The organism is Phycicoccus avicenniae, assembly GCF_050496545.1.
Taxonomy (GTDB): Bacteria; Actinomycetota; Actinomycetes; order Actinomycetales; family Dermatophilaceae; genus Phycicoccus; species Phycicoccus avicenniae_A.
The window spans coordinates 1-12,558 of record NZ_JBNVZV010000007.1; the positions used below are offsets into that span (position 1 = coordinate 1).

Annotated in this window: 16 protein-coding genes; 10 read left to right on the forward strand and 6 right to left on the reverse strand. The window is 73.9% G+C overall.

Annotated features, from left to right (window positions below; genetic code table 11):
* Window positions 1-314 precede the first annotated feature (314 nt).
* Window positions 315-626 carry a TfoX/Sxy family protein gene (locus ACQZ2A_RS07755; RefSeq protein ID WP_430209162.1) on the forward strand — a complete coding sequence of 104 codons (312 nt, stop codon included), beginning with the start codon at window positions 315-317 and terminating at the stop codon, window positions 624-626.
* On the opposite strand, the gene ACQZ2A_RS07760 is transcribed toward ACQZ2A_RS07755, so the two are convergent.
* The gene (locus tag ACQZ2A_RS07760) at window positions 623-1,501 is read right to left on the reverse strand and encodes a DUF3097 domain-containing protein (protein WP_430209165.1); all 879 of its coding nucleotides are present in this window, start codon (window positions 1,499-1,501) and stop codon (window positions 623-625) included. The genes ACQZ2A_RS07755 and ACQZ2A_RS07760 overlap by 4 nt on opposite strands.
* 165 nt (window positions 1,502-1,666) lie before the next feature.
* On the opposite strand from ACQZ2A_RS07760, the gene hrcA reads away from it, so the two are divergent.
* From hrcA to ACQZ2A_RS07780, 4 genes are read left to right on the forward strand one after another with little or no spacing between them, the layout of a single operon-like run.
* On the forward strand, window positions 1,667-2,698 hold the full coding sequence (gene hrcA, locus ACQZ2A_RS07765; RefSeq protein WP_430209168.1) for a heat-inducible transcriptional repressor HrcA: 1,032 nt from the start codon (window positions 1,667-1,669) through the stop codon (window positions 2,696-2,698).
* Window positions 2,699-2,735: 37 nt separating this feature from the next.
* Entirely contained in the window at window positions 2,736-3,863 is a 1,128-nt protein-coding gene (dnaJ, locus tag ACQZ2A_RS07770) for a molecular chaperone DnaJ (protein WP_430209170.1), read from the forward strand.
* 17 nt (window positions 3,864-3,880) lie between these two features.
* On the forward strand, window positions 3,881-4,624 hold the full coding sequence (locus ACQZ2A_RS07775) for a 16S rRNA (uracil(1498)-N(3))-methyltransferase (RefSeq protein ID WP_430209172.1): 744 nt from the start codon (window positions 3,881-3,883) through the stop codon (window positions 4,622-4,624).
* 31 nt (window positions 4,625-4,655) lie between these two features.
* Window positions 4,656-4,943, forward strand: coding sequence for a DUF1905 domain-containing protein (locus ACQZ2A_RS07780; RefSeq protein WP_430209175.1), 288 nt, complete (start codon window positions 4,656-4,658; stop codon window positions 4,941-4,943).
* Between the two features lie 6 nt (window positions 4,944-4,949).
* Here the strand turns inward: ACQZ2A_RS07780 and ACQZ2A_RS07785 are convergent, their stop codons facing one another.
* Window positions 4,950-5,387, reverse strand: coding sequence for a VOC family protein (locus tag ACQZ2A_RS07785; protein ID WP_430209177.1), 438 nt, complete (start codon window positions 5,385-5,387; stop codon window positions 4,950-4,952).
* 88 nt (window positions 5,388-5,475) lie between these two features.
* On the opposite strand from ACQZ2A_RS07785, the gene ACQZ2A_RS07790 reads away from it, so the two are divergent.
* From ACQZ2A_RS07790 to era, 5 genes are read left to right on the forward strand one after another with little or no spacing between them, the layout of a single operon-like run.
* Window positions 5,476-5,823: an HIT domain-containing protein gene (locus ACQZ2A_RS07790; protein ID WP_430209179.1), complete on the forward strand. Its 348-nt coding sequence runs from the start codon at window positions 5,476-5,478 to the stop codon at window positions 5,821-5,823.
* A 55-nt stretch (window positions 5,824-5,878) separates the two neighbouring features.
* Window positions 5,879-6,970 (forward strand): PhoH family protein, encoded by a 1,092-nt coding sequence (locus tag ACQZ2A_RS07795; protein ID WP_430209181.1) that lies wholly within the window; start codon window positions 5,879-5,881, stop codon window positions 6,968-6,970.
* Window positions 6,967-7,434 carry an rRNA maturation RNase YbeY gene (gene ybeY, locus ACQZ2A_RS07800; RefSeq protein ID WP_430209184.1) on the forward strand — a complete coding sequence of 156 codons (468 nt, stop codon included), beginning with the start codon at window positions 6,967-6,969 and terminating at the stop codon, window positions 7,432-7,434. Before ACQZ2A_RS07795 ends, ybeY begins: the two co-directional genes overlap by 4 nt.
* Window positions 7,435-7,447: 13 nt before the next feature.
* Window positions 7,448-8,740: a hemolysin family protein gene (locus tag ACQZ2A_RS07805; protein WP_430209186.1), complete on the forward strand. Its 1,293-nt coding sequence runs from the start codon at window positions 7,448-7,450 to the stop codon at window positions 8,738-8,740.
* Complete coding sequence (era, locus tag ACQZ2A_RS07810) at window positions 8,737-9,678, forward strand: GTPase Era (protein ID WP_430209189.1); 942 nt, start codon at window positions 8,737-8,739, stop codon at window positions 9,676-9,678. Before ACQZ2A_RS07805 ends, era begins: the two co-directional genes overlap by 4 nt.
* A gap of 20 nt (window positions 9,679-9,698) precedes the next feature.
* On the opposite strand, the gene ACQZ2A_RS07815 is transcribed toward era, so the two are convergent.
* The 4 genes from ACQZ2A_RS07815 to ACQZ2A_RS07830 all read right to left on the reverse strand — a co-directional run bounded on the left by ACQZ2A_RS07815 (window position 9,699) and on the right by ACQZ2A_RS07830 (window position 12,483).
* Window positions 9,699-10,265, reverse strand: a complete 567-nt coding sequence (locus ACQZ2A_RS07815; RefSeq protein ID WP_430209192.1) for a helix-turn-helix transcriptional regulator — start codon at window positions 10,263-10,265, stop codon at window positions 9,699-9,701.
* 101 nt (window positions 10,266-10,366) lie between these two features.
* The gene (locus tag ACQZ2A_RS07820) at window positions 10,367-11,041 is read right to left on the reverse strand and encodes a helix-turn-helix transcriptional regulator (RefSeq protein ID WP_430209194.1); all 675 of its coding nucleotides are present in this window, start codon (window positions 11,039-11,041) and stop codon (window positions 10,367-10,369) included.
* Window positions 11,041-11,712, reverse strand: coding sequence for a helix-turn-helix transcriptional regulator (locus tag ACQZ2A_RS07825; RefSeq protein ID WP_430209197.1), 672 nt, complete (start codon window positions 11,710-11,712; stop codon window positions 11,041-11,043). Before ACQZ2A_RS07825 ends, ACQZ2A_RS07820 begins: the two co-directional genes overlap by 1 nt.
* Before the next feature lie 69 nt (window positions 11,713-11,781).
* Window positions 11,782-12,483 carry a helix-turn-helix transcriptional regulator gene (locus ACQZ2A_RS07830; RefSeq protein WP_430209200.1) on the reverse strand — a complete coding sequence of 234 codons (702 nt, stop codon included), beginning with the start codon at window positions 12,481-12,483 and terminating at the stop codon, window positions 11,782-11,784.
* Between the last annotated feature and the right edge of the window lie 75 nt (window positions 12,484-12,558).

A 12,558-nucleotide genomic window follows, 5' to 3' on the forward strand; every position in this document is an offset into this window, starting at 1 on the left:
GGGGGGGGGGGGGGGGGGGGGGGGGGGGGGGGGGCGGGCGCGGCGGCGGGGGGGGGGGGCCGCGGCCTCGGCGGGGGCCGGGGGCGCGGTGGGGTCGGCGGGCGGCGGGGGCACGACCTCGGTGCGGTCGGCCGGGGGGCCGTCCTCGCGCGGGGTGTTCTCGCTCATGGTTCCTCCTCGGTGGGGTTCTGTACCCATCGAACACCCGACGCGGGCGGCGCCCAAGGGGTTCCGGGGGCATGTCGGGGTCCGGATCGGGGTCGGGTCAGGGCCGACCCCTACCGCGTGATCCGGTGCGCGGCCAGACTGGGGCGATGGACCTCGTCGACCGCGTGCGCGCCGGCCTCCCGCCCGCCGAGGAGAAGCGGATGTTCGGGGGCGTCGGCTTCATGGTCGACGGCGCCCTGGCCTGCTCGGTCGGACCCCGGGGCCTGCTCGTGCGCACCGGTGCGGCCGACTTCGACGCCCTGGTCGCCCGCGACGGCGTCGAGCCGATGGTCATGGGCGGGCGCTCCAGTCGCGGCTGGGTCGACGTGCACGCCGACGTCCTGGCCGAGGACGCCGCGCTGCAGGAGTGGCTCGACGTCGGGGTCGCCGCCGCCCGGGAGGCCGGTCCCGCCCGCTAGGACGAGGGGGCCGTCACGAAGTCGATGAGCTCCTCGACCCGGCCGAGCAGCTCGGGCTCGAGGTCGGTCCACGAGCCGACGGAGGCGAGGATGCGGCGCCAGGCCTGCGCCATGTCGGCCTGCGTGGCGTGCGGCCAACCGAGGTGCGCCGCGATGCCGTGCTTCCACGACGTACCGCGCGGGATGACCGGCCAGGCGTCCATCCCCAGCCGTGCGGGCTTCACCGACTGCCAGACGTCGACGTAGGGGTGCCCGACGACGAGGACGTGCGGCGCCCACGGCCGCAGCCCCCGGGCCGCCTCGACGACGCGCGTCTCCTTGCTGCCGGGCACGAGGTGGTCGACGAGCACGCCCATCCGGCGGCCGGGGCCGGGGTCGAAGTCGCGGATGGCGCCGGCGAGGTCGTCGACGCCGTCGAGCATCTCGACGACCACACCCTCGACGCGCAGGTCGTCGCCCCAGACCTTCTCGACGAGCTCGGCGTCGTGCTTGCCCTCGACGAAGATGCGCGAGCCGCTGGCCACCTTCGCGCGCTGCCCGGCGACGGCCCGCGAGCCGCTGGCCGTGCGGGCGGTGGCGGCGCGGGCGGCGTCGAGGCGGGCCTGTGCGGCGACCTTCGGGGCCACGAGGGTGACGGGGGAGCCGTCGACGAGGAAGCCCGGCCCGAGCCGGAAGGCCTTGAGCCGGCCGCGGCGGTCCTCGAGGTGCACGACGTGCATCCCGCCGGCCTTCTCGACCCGCACGACGGCGCCGACCCATCCGGTCTCGACGTCCTCGACCACCGTGCCCGGTTCGGCCGCGAGCTCCACCGAGCGCCCGCGCGCCGGCTTCCTCCAGTCGCCCGAGAGCACGTCCGCGCCGTACCTGTCCACCACGGCGGCGAGGCTAGCCCGGCGACGCGACCCCGGCGGGGACCGCCGCGCGGCACGGGTGTCCCGTCTTTCGCGCCCGTCGGTCCGGCGTCGTAGGATTGGCACTCGGGCGGCGAGAGTGCCAGCCGCCCACGGACGAGGACCCGACGAGCGCCCGGAGGTGGACCGATGAGCGAGGACCGCCGCCTGCGCGTGCTGCGGGCCATCGTGCAGGACTACGTCGAGACCTCCGAGCCGGTGGGCTCCAAGGCCCTCCTCGACCGCCACCACCTCGGGGTCTCGGCCGCGACGGTGCGCAACGACATGGCGGCGCTCGAGGAGGAGGGCCTCATCGCGGCGCCGCACACCAGCGCCGGCCGCATCCCCACCGACGCCGGGTACCGCGTCTTCGTCGACCGGCTCTCCCAGGTCAAGCCGATGAGCACCGCCGAGCAGCGCGCCATCGGCAGCCTGCTCGAGGGCGCCGTCGACCTCGACGACGTCGTCGACCGCACGGTGCGGCTGCTGGCCTCGCTGACCCGGCAGGTCGCCGTCGTCCAGTACCCGTCGCTGTCCCGCTCGTCGGTGCGCCACGTCGAGCTCGTGCCGATCGGCGGCCCGCGGCTGCTCGTCGTCCTCATCACCACCACCGGGCGGGTCGAGCAGCGCGTCGTCGACGCCGGCACCGACCTGCTCACCGAGGACGGCGAGACGACGCTCGCCACGCTGCGCGCCGAGCTCAACGCCGCGACCGCCGGCCGCACCCTGGCCGACGCCTCCTCCGAGCTGGCCGGCGTCCCCGGGCGCCTCGACCCGGGCGTCCGCGAGGTCTGCCGAGCCGTGCTCACCGCCCTCGACGACTCGCTCGTCGAGGAGCGCGAGGAGCGGGTCGTCCTCGCCGGCACCGCCAACCTCGCCCGGGCGGGCGCCGACTTCACCCAGAGCATCGGCCCCGTGCTCGAGGCGCTCGAGGAGCACGTCGTGCTCCTGCGGCTGCTCGGCACCGTCGCCGAGCAGGGCGGCAGCCTCGCGGTCCGCATCGGGCACGAGAACCCGTACGCCGGGCTGCAGTCGACGTCGATGGTCACCACCGGCTACGGCGCCGGCTCGGACCTCGTCGCCGGGCTCGGCGTCGTCGGACCGACCCGCATGGACTACCCCTCGACGATGGCCGCCGTGCGCGCCGTCGCCACGTACGTCTCCCGCATCCTCGCCGACTGAGGCGAGCCACCCACCGACCACGGAGGACCCCCCACCCGTGAACGACTACTACGCCGACCTCGGCGTCGCCCGCGACGCGAGCCCCGAGGACATCAAGCGCGCCTACCGGCGGGCCGCCCGGCGCCTGCACCCGGACGTCAACCCCGGTGCGGAGGCCGAGGAGCAGTTCAAGAAGGTCTCGCAGGCCTACGACGTGCTCTCCGACGCCGAGAAGCGCCGCTCCTACGACATGGGCGCCGACCCGTACTCCAACGGTGCCGCCAGCTTCGGCCAGGGCTTCTCGTTCAGCGACATCATGGACGCCTTCTTCGGCGGCCAGGCACCCGGCGGCACCGCGGGCCCGCGCTCGCGGACCACCCGCGGCCAGGACGCCCTCGTGCGCCTCGACATCGACCTCGGCGACGCGGTGTTCGGTGGCGAGAAGGAGCTGACCATCGACACCGCCGTGGCGTGCGGCACCTGCCACGGCGGCGGGATGCAGCCCGGCACGTCCACCCGCACCTGCGACGTCTGCGAGGGGCGCGGCGAGATCCGCCAGGTCCAGCGCAGCTTCCTCGGCCAGGTCATGACCACCCGCCCGTGCATGACCTGCCAGGGCTTCGGCGAGATCATCACCGACCCCTGCTACGAGTGCAGCGGCGACGGCCGGGTCCGGACCCGCCGCACCCTCACCCTCAAGGTGCCGGCCGGAGTCGACACCGGCACCCGCATCCAGCTGGCCGGCGAGGGCGAGGTCGGACACGGTGCCGGCCCCGCGGGCGACCTGTACGTCGAGGTCGCGGTGCGCAAGCACCCGGTGTTCCAGCGGCGCGGCGACGACCTGCACGCCACCATCGAGGTGCCGATGACCGCCGCCGCGCTCGGCGCGACGCTGTCGATGGACACCTTCGACGGGCCGCGCGAGCTCGACATCCGGCGCGGCACGCAGTCCGGCGACACCATCACGCTGCGCCAGCTCGGGGTGACCCACCTGCGCGGCGGCGGGCGCGGCGACGTCATCGTGCACACGATGGTGCAGACGCCGACGAAGCTCGACCACGAGCAGGAGGAGCTGCTGCGCCGGCTCGCCACCCTGCGCGGCGAGGAGCGCCCCGAGGGTCGGGTCACCAACCCCGCCGAGGGATCGCTCTTCGGCAAGCTCCGCGACGCGTTCAAGACCCGCTGACGGTCGGCGCGGCCTCGATGACCCTGCCCGTCCACCTCGTTGCCGCCGGGGCGCTCGACGCCCACACGGTGGGTTCGCTGGCGCGGCTCGACGGCCCCGAGGGGCGGCACGCCGTGGTGGTCCGCCGGACCCGGGTGGGCGAGCGGCTGGTGCTCGCCGACGGCGCCGGCCGGGCGGTCGAGGGGGAGGTGGTGCACGTGGAGCGGGACCTCCTCGACGTCCGCGTCGACGTCGTGCGTGAGGATCCCGAGCCGAGCCCGCGCTTCGTGCTCGTCCAGGCCCTGGCCAAGGGCGACCGTGACGACCAGGCGGTCGAGGCCGCCACCGAGTGCGGTGTCGACGAGGTCGTCCCCTGGCAGGCGGCGCGCAGCATCGTGCAGTGGCGGGGCGAGCGTGGGGAGAAGGCGCGGCGCAAGTGGGACGCGGTGCTCGTCGCCGCCACGAAGCAGTCACGGCGCACGCGGCGTCCGGTGCTCGGGCCGACGTCGACGACGACCGACCTCGTCGAGCGGGCCCGCGACGCGGCGCTCGTGCTCGTCCTCCACGAGGACGCCACCGAGCCGCTCGCCGCGGTGGCCCTGCCGGAGGCCGGCGACGTGCTGGTGGTCGTCGGGCCGGAGGGCGGCATCGCGCCCGAGGAGGTCGCCGCGCTCGAGGCGGCCGGGGCCCGGACCGTGCGGCTGGGCAGCACGGTGCTGCGGGCCTCGAGCGCCGGCCCGGCCGCGCTCGCCGTGCTGAGCGCGGCGTCCCGCTGGCGCTGACGGGACCGGCTGGTCGCCCTAGGGTGGCGGCATGGAGCTGGAGTTCTCCGGGGAGGTCGTCGAGTGGCGGGGCCCGGCACCGCACCACTTCGTCGTCGTGCCGGAGGCCGAGGCCGCGCGCATCCACGAGGTCGCCCGGCTCGCGACCTACGGCTGGGGGTGCATCCCCGTGACGGGGCGGCTCGGCGAGAGCGACTTCACGACCTCGCTCTTCCCGAAGGACGGCGGCTACCTCGTGCCGCTCAAGGTGGCCGTGCGCCGGCGCGAGGACGTGCACCTCGGCGACACCGTGACGCTGCGCATCGCCCTGGACGTCTGAGCGGGATCAGACGACGCACAGCTCGTTGCCCTCGGGGTCGGCGACGACGACGTGGTCGAGCGCGCCCCCGATCTCGTGCTCGGCGAGGACCGTGCCGCCGGCCGCGACGAGCCGCTCGACGGTGGCGGCGACGGCCGCCCGGCGCTCGTCGGCGGGGCGGTGCCGCCCGCCGCTCACCTGGAGGTCGAGGTGCACCCGGTTCTTGGCCACCTTGGGCTCGGGGACGGCCAGGAAGGTGACCGGCGGCAGGGCGCCGTCGGGGTCGACGAGCGAGGCGCCGTCGTCGCGCTCGTCCTCGGGGACCTCGAACGCGTCGAACCACTCCTCCCACGTCGCGAACCCCGTGGGCGGCGGCGCGTCGACGTAGCCGAGCGCCTCCCTCCAGAAGCGGGCGACCCATGGGGCGTCCACGCAGTCGATTGTCAGCGTCCAGCGCACCGTCATCGTCGTCTCCCTCGTCGTCGAGGCCCACAGTGCAGCAGAGGGCACCGACAGCGGCCCGCCGGGAGCGCCCCGGGCCTAGGGTCGGGGGATGAGCGAGACCCAGGACTGCCTCTTCTGCCGGATCGTCGCGGGGGAGATCCCGGCCGACGTCGTCGCCGAGACCGAGCACTCGCTGGCCTTCCGCGACATCAGCCCGCAGGCGCCGACCCACGCCCTCGTCATCCCGCGGCGGCATGTCCCCGATGCCGCGTCGCTGGCGGCCGCATCCCCCGAGGAGCTCGCCGACGTCGTGGCGCTCGCCGCCGCCGTGGCGGAGCGCGACGGGCTCCCCGGGTACCGGCTCGTCGCCAACACGGGCGCGGCGGCCCAGCAGACCGTCTTCCACGCCCACCTGCACGTCATCGGGGGTCGTGAGCTCACCTGGCCCCCCGGCTGACCGGCCCGGATCTCGCGTGACCGGTGTCGGTCCCGGCCCGTAGACTGGGCGCACGATGTCTGACGCCCATACCGACGAGCCCGTCGAGCCCACCGGCTCCGCCCCCTCGCACCCGCACGTGCCGCAGCACACCGTGACCATCCCCGCCGACGTGCAGATGGTCACGCTGCTCGGTCCCCGCGACGAGCTGCTCCGCACCATGGAGCGCCAGTTCCCGCAGCTGCAGATCCACGTCCGCGGGAACGAGTTCCACATCGCCGGCCCGAGCGCCGAGGTCGCCCTCGTCGAGCGGCTCCTCGACGAGCTCCTCGACGTCATCGACGGCGGCCAGCCGCTCAACCGGGACGCCGTCGAGCGCTCGATCCAGATGCTGCGCGCCCAGACCGTCGAGCGCCCCGCCGACGTGCTGACGATGAACATCGTCTCCAACCGCGGCCGCACCATCCGCCCCAAGACGCTCAACCAGAAGCGCTACGTCGAGGCCATCGACGAGAACACCATCGTCTTCGGCATCGGCCCGGCCGGTACCGGGAAGACCTACCTCGCGATGGCCAAGGCCGTCGCGGCCCTGCAGGCCAAGCAGGTCAACCGGATCATCCTCACCCGCCCGGCCGTCGAGGCGGGGGAGCGGCTCGGCTTCCTCCCGGGCACCCTCAACGACAAGATCGACCCCTACCTTCGCCCGCTCTACGACGCGCTGCACGACATGGTCGACCCCGAGTCCATCCCCAAGCTGATGGCGGCCGGCACCATCGAGGTCGCCCCGCTGGCATATATGAGGGGCCGCACCCTGAACGACGCGTTCATCATCCTCGACGAGGCGCAGAACACCTCGGCCGAGCAGATGAAGATGTTCCTCACCCGCCTCGGCTTCGGCTCGAAGATGGTGGTCACGGGCGACGTCACCCAGGTCGACCTGCCCGGCGGCACCACGAGCGGGCTGCGCGTCGTGCGGGACATCCTCGGGGACATCGACGACGTCCACTTCTCCGAGCTCACCGCCGTCGACGTCGTTCGGCACCGGCTGGTCGGCCACATCGTCGATGCCTACGGCAAGTGGGACGCCCTGCAGCAGAAGGGTCCCCGCCGCGCTCCCTCCCGGCCGGCGCCCCGCCGCGCCGAGCAGCAGGACCGGCCCGGCTCGTGAGCATCGACGTCCTCAACGAGACCGAGGTCGCCGTCGACGAGCTCGAGCTCGTCCACTGCGCGCGCTACGTCCTCGAGCAGATGCGCGTGCACCCCCAGGCCGACCTCTGCCTGCGCCTCGTCGACGAGGCCGCCATGGAGACCCTCCACGTGCAGTGGATGGACCTGCCCGGCCCCACCGACGTCATGAGCTTCCCGATGGACGAGCTGCGCCCCGGGCGTGACGGCGTGCCGCCCGAGGAGGGCGTCCTCGGCGACATCGTCCTGTGCCCCACCGTGGCCGCGAAGCAGGCCCGCGACGCCGGGCACGCGACCGAGGAGGAGCTGCTGCTCCTCACGACGCACGGCATCCTGCACCTCCTGGGCTTCGACCACGCCGAGCCCGACGAGGAGAAGGAGATGTTCGAGCTGCAGCGCCAGCTCCTCCTCACCTTCCTCGCCACCCGCGGCCGACCGACCGCCTGAGCCGGAGGACCCCATGACCCGGCTCGTCGTCGCGGCGGTGCTCGCCACCGTCGTCGCCTTCCTCATCTCGATGGCCGAGTCCGCCTTCCAGCGGATGTCGCGCGTGCGCGCCGAGGAGCTCGCCGAGGAGGGCCGTCCCGGCGCCAAGGCCCTCGTGCGCGTCGTCGGCGACACCGCGGCCTACCTCTCGGTCCTGTCCTTCCTGCGCGTCATCGCCGAGTCCACGGCGGCCGTGATGGTCACGCTCGCCGCCGTCGCGCTCGTCGAGGGCACGTGGCAGCCGTTCCTCGTGGCCATCGGGGTGATGGCGCTCATCAGCTTCGCCATCGTCGGGGTCTCGCCCGGCACCCTGGGCCGCCAGCACAGCACGCGGGTGGCGCTGCTCGCGGCGCCCGTCACGATCTGGCTGCGCCGTGTGCTCGGCCCGTTCTCGCGCCTGCTCATCGCGCTCACCAATGCGGTCACGCCCGGAAAGGGCTTCCGCGACGGGCCGTTCGAGAGCGAGTCCGAGCTGCGCGACCTCGTCGACGTCGCCCGCGACAACCGGCTCATCGAGGCCGACGAGCGCGAGATGATCCACTCCGTCTTCGAGCTGGGGGACACCTTCACCCGCGAGGTGATGGTGCCGCGCACCGACATGGTCGCCATCGACGACGACCGCGTCTGCCGCCAGGCCATGAAGCTGTTCATCCGCTCGGGCTACTCGCGCATCCCGGTGGTCGGCGAGAGCGTCGACGACGTCGTCGGGGTGCTCTACCTCAAGGACGTCGTCGAGCGGATGAACGCCGACCCCGCGGCGGCGACGCTGCCGGTCACCTCGCTGATGCGGCCGGTGCGCTTCGTCCCCGACAGCAAGCCCGTCGACGCGCTGATGCGGGAGATGCAGCGTGAGCAGGCGCACCTGGCCGTCGTCGTCGACGAGTACGGCGGTACCGCGGGCATCGTCACCATCGAGGACATCCTCGAGGAGATCGTCGGCGAGATCACCGACGAGTACGACCGCGAGACCCCGGAGGTCGAGGACCTCGGCGACGGCCGACTGCGCGTCTCGGCGACGATGCACGTCGACGACCTCGCCGAGCTGCTCGACGTGGACCTCGACGACGACGAGGTCGACACGGTCGGGGGCCTCATCGGCAAGGCCACCGGCCTGGTGCCGATCCTCGGCTCGAGCTGCGAGGTCGCCGGCCTCCGGCTCACGGCCGAGCGGATGTCGGGGCGGCGCCACCGCGTCGCCACCGTCCTCGTCGAGCGCGTCGCGCCCGAGCCGTCCGACGACCACGAGCTCGAGGAGAGCGTGTCATGACCGGGACCATCGAGCCTGCTGCGGCAGAGGGCTACGCGGCGGGCTTCGCCTGCTTCGTCGGCCGACCCAACGCCGGCAAGTCGACGCTGACCAACGCCCTCGTCGGGCACAAGGTCGCCATCACCTCCAGCAAGCCGCAGACGACCCGCCACACCATCCGCGGCATCGTCACCACGGAGGCGAGCCAGCTCGTGCTCGTCGACACCCCCGGGCTGCACCGGCCGCGCACGCTGCTCGGCCAGCGGCTCAACGACCTCGTCCGCGAGACCCTGCTCGAGGTCGACGTCATCGGCTTCTGCCTGCCGGCGGACCAGCGGATCGGGCCGGGGGACAAGTTCATCGCCAACGAGCTGGCCGAGCTCCGGCGCGGGAAGCGCACGCCGGTCGTGGCCATCGCGACGAAGTCGGACTCGGTCGACCGCGGACGGCTGGCGGAGCACCTCATCGCCGTCGACCAGCTGGGGGACTGGGACGCCATCGTGCCGTGCTCGGCCACCCGGGGCGACCAGGTCGACGTCGTCGCGTCGGTGCTCTCCGGGTACCTGCCGCCCTCGCCCGGGCCGCTCTACCCGGACGGGCAGCTCACCGACGAGCCGGAGGCCGTGATGGTCGCCGAGCTGGTGCGCGAGGCCGCGCTCGAGGGTGTCCGCGACGAGCTGCCGCACAGCCTCGCCGTCGTCGTCGAGGAGATGGTGCCGCGGGCGGACCGCCCGAAGGACGACCCGCTGCTCGACGTGCGTGTCCACGTCTTCGTCGAGCGTGACAGCCAGAAGGCCATCGTCATCGGGCGCGGCGGCTCGCGGCTGCGCGAGGTGGGCACGAATGCCCGGCGCGGCATCGAGGCGCTGCTCGGCACCAAGGTGCACCTCGACCTGCACGTCAAGGTCGCCAAGGACTGGCAGCGCGACCCCAAGCAGCTGCAGCGCCTGGGGTTCTGAGACGGGTCCGCCCGGCGCCGTCAGCCGGCGCCGACGAGCATCGCGACGGCATGGCCGCGGTTGCGGGCGCCCAGCCAGTCGACGATGGCCCTCACCTCGGCCGACACCGTCCGGAGACCGATGCCCAGCTCGTCGGCGATCTCCCGATCGGAGTGCCCGTCGATGAGGAGGACGGCGATGCGGAACCGTCGCTCCTGCAGCGGGGGCCGCAGGCCGGCCTCCTCCCACGAGGAGCTGCGGTCCCAGGCCTCCTGGAAGGCAGCACAGGCGAGGGCGACGACGTCGGGGTCGTCGCTGCCGTAGGTGGCCGTCTGACCCGTGTGCGGATCGGTCCCCAGGACCATGGCGAACGTGCCGTCCGACACCAGGACCGAGGTCGCCACCGGCGCCACCCGCAGGCTCGGCTCCACAGTGGTCAGGAGCGGGTGCAGCACGGCCGCCGGTCGCGGGTAGATCGTGCGCTCCTCGACCCCACGCCCGCGGCTGCGCCGGTCGAGGGCCCACGCTATCCGGGTGAGGGAGACCTGTGACAGCCGCTGCATGTTCCAGACGCTGACGCGGGTCCGTTCCTCGACACGGGCCAGCATCTCGCCTATTCCTTCGGGGAACGTGGCAAGGGTGAGCGCGGGGTCACCCTGCCGAGCGAGCCGTTCGACCGTCGCGATCAGAGTGCCTGCGTAGCCGGGCATCAGGCTGCTCCCACGAGCATGGCGACGGCGTGGGCGCGGTTGCGGGCGCCGAGCCAGTCGACGATCGCGCGGACCTCGGCCGACACGGTGCGCGCGCCGATGCCCAGCTCGTCGGCGATCTCCCGGTCCGTGCGGCCCTCGACCATCCCGAACGCGACCTCGAGCCGCCGCGGCGGAAGGGGAGGCCGTACCCCCACCTGCTGCCAGGGGACCGAGCGGTCCCACACCCAGGTGAAGGCCTCGAGGGCGAGGGCCACCAGCTGCGGGTCGTCGGTCCGGCAGCATCCACCGTCTGCGTCGACGAAGCGGGGAATGGGCAGCAGCGCACGGCACCCGTCCGACACCATCAGCGGCGCCGAGACCGGACCGACCCGCACCCCGGGGTCGATGCAGGCCAGCAACGGGGTCTGCGCGGCGGTCCGGGGGTCGACGATGGTGCGCTCGGCGACACCTCGGCGCCGGCTTCGTTCGTCGAGCGCATTGGTCCGTCGCAACGCGGACACCGGGTAGTGGCGCTGCATGTTCATCAGCAGGCGCTGGGTGTCGGCCTCCAGCCGGATGAGGCAGGCGTCCAGATCAGGGCCGGGTCGGTGGATGACGACCGCTGGGCTCCCGGCCCGCAGGTGGTGGGCGACGAGGGCCTCGAGCTCCGGGAGGGCGGGGGAGGTGGCCATCAGGCGGCTCCCACCAGCATCGCGACCGCGTGGCCGCGGTTGCGGGCGCCGAGCCAGTCGACGACCGCCCGGATGTCCGCGGAGACGGTGCGCTCGCTGACGCCCAGCTCCTCGGCGATCTCGCGGTCGGCGTGGCCGTCCATGAGGAGGGCGGCGACCTCGAACCGTCGCGGCGGCAGCGGGGGCCGTAGACCGGCCTGCGACCAGGGCACCGCGGCGTCCCACGTCTCGAGGAAGGCCGCGGCCGCGAGGGCCACGAGGTCGGGGTCGTCCGTGCCGTGCGTCGCCCCGACGCCCGCCGCGCCCGGGAGCCCGGGGAGGACCGCGTACCGCTCGTCGAGCACCATCAGCTGGGTGACGACCGCGCCCACGCGCAGCTGCGGGTCGAGGGTCGTCGCGAGGGGATGGCGGCGGGCGCCGACGAGGTCGTGGACCATGCGCTCGTCGACCGACCGCGCGCGCATCGTGTCGTTGAGCCGCCGTGTGCGCCGCGCCATCCACGGGCCGACCTGGACCTGCATGTTCCACATGCTGCGCTCGGTGCCGGCCTCGAGCCGGGCGAACACCTCGGGCAGCTCGCGACGGTCCCCGAGTCGTGCCACCACCGGGTCGCCGTGCCGGAGCAGCGGCTCCACCGTGCGCAGGAAGAGGTCGACGGCGGGCCCGGGCACCGGGAAGGCTCCTCTCGTGACGACGACGGGCTGCCAACCCTAGGCCGAACCGAGGGGTTCCGCCGGTGGTCAGGGACCTGCGTCGCCGATGAGGGCGATGGCGTGCGCCCGGTTGCGTGCCCCCAGCCGCTTGGTGATCTCGGCGACCTCGGCCGACACGGTGCGCTCGGAGATGCCCATCGAGCGGGCGATCTCGCGGTCGCTCGCACCGTCGGTGAGCATGAACGCGACGTCGACCATCCGGCGGGTGAACGGCGCCTCGTCCTCCGCGTGCGGTGCGACGGCGGAGCGCCACACGGCGTCGAAGACCCGGACGGCGCCGTCGACGACCTGCGGCGCGGTGCTCGTCCACACCTCGCCGGCGAGCTCGTGGCCCGGGGGAGCGCCGATGAACACGGTGCGCGTGTCGACGACGAGGAGGGGCGCGACGACCGGGTGGTTCCGGAAGTAGGGGGAGTGGTGGCTGGCCAGCATCGGCAGCCGCGCCGAGGCGAGCCGGTCGGCGACGTAGCGGGCGTCGATGCCCCGACGACGCGAGACCTCGGCGAGCGGGCGGGCCATCCGGACCTCGGACCAGGTCGGCCGGAAGGTCATGTGCCACACGCTGCGGCGGATCGACCCGGCGAGGGCCGCGATGCCGCCGTCGAAGGCCGGGGCCAGGGCCCCGAGCGGTGTCATCCGCCGGTCCTGCGACGTCGCCAGACCGTGGACCCACCGGAAGTACGCAGCCGCGTCCTCCGCGGCCGCGCCGCCACCCACCTGCCGGTCCACCACCGGCCTCCTCCCCTCGACCACTGCGAGTTCTCGCAACTCGGCTGGCACCCGCGGGGGTGCAGGCCTCACAGT

Excerpts from the sequence above, each read along its gene's own strand:
- ACQZ2A_RS07785 (WP_430209177.1), bottom strand. The coding sequence starts at position 5,387 with ATGACGGTGCGCTGGACGCTGACAATCGACTGCGTGGACGCCCCATGG.
- ACQZ2A_RS07815 (WP_430209192.1), bottom strand. The coding sequence starts at position 10,265 with ATGCTGGCCCGTGTCGAGGAACGGACCCGCGTCAGCGTCTGGAACATG.
- ACQZ2A_RS07805 (WP_430209186.1), top strand. The coding sequence starts at position 7,448 with ATGACCCGGCTCGTCGTCGCGGCGGTGCTCGCCACCGTCGTCGCCTTC.
- ACQZ2A_RS07775 (WP_430209172.1), top strand. The coding sequence starts at position 3,881 with ATGACCCTGCCCGTCCACCTCGTTGCCGCCGGGGCGCTCGACGCCCAC.
- hrcA (WP_430209168.1), top strand. The coding sequence starts at position 1,667 with ATGAGCGAGGACCGCCGCCTGCGCGTGCTGCGGGCCATCGTGCAGGAC.
- ACQZ2A_RS07795 (WP_430209181.1), top strand. The coding sequence starts at position 5,879 with ATGTCTGACGCCCATACCGACGAGCCCGTCGAGCCCACCGGCTCCGCC.
- ACQZ2A_RS07790 (WP_430209179.1), top strand. The coding sequence starts at position 5,476 with ATGAGCGAGACCCAGGACTGCCTCTTCTGCCGGATCGTCGCGGGGGAG.
- ACQZ2A_RS07780 (WP_430209175.1), top strand. The coding sequence starts at position 4,656 with ATGGAGCTGGAGTTCTCCGGGGAGGTCGTCGAGTGGCGGGGCCCGGCA.
- ACQZ2A_RS07755 (WP_430209162.1), top strand. The coding sequence starts at position 315 with ATGGACCTCGTCGACCGCGTGCGCGCCGGCCTCCCGCCCGCCGAGGAG.
- era (WP_430209189.1), top strand. The coding sequence starts at position 8,737 with ATGACCGGGACCATCGAGCCTGCTGCGGCAGAGGGCTACGCGGCGGGC.
- ACQZ2A_RS07820 (WP_430209194.1), bottom strand. The coding sequence starts at position 11,041 with ATGGCCACCTCCCCCGCCCTCCCGGAGCTCGAGGCCCTCGTCGCCCAC.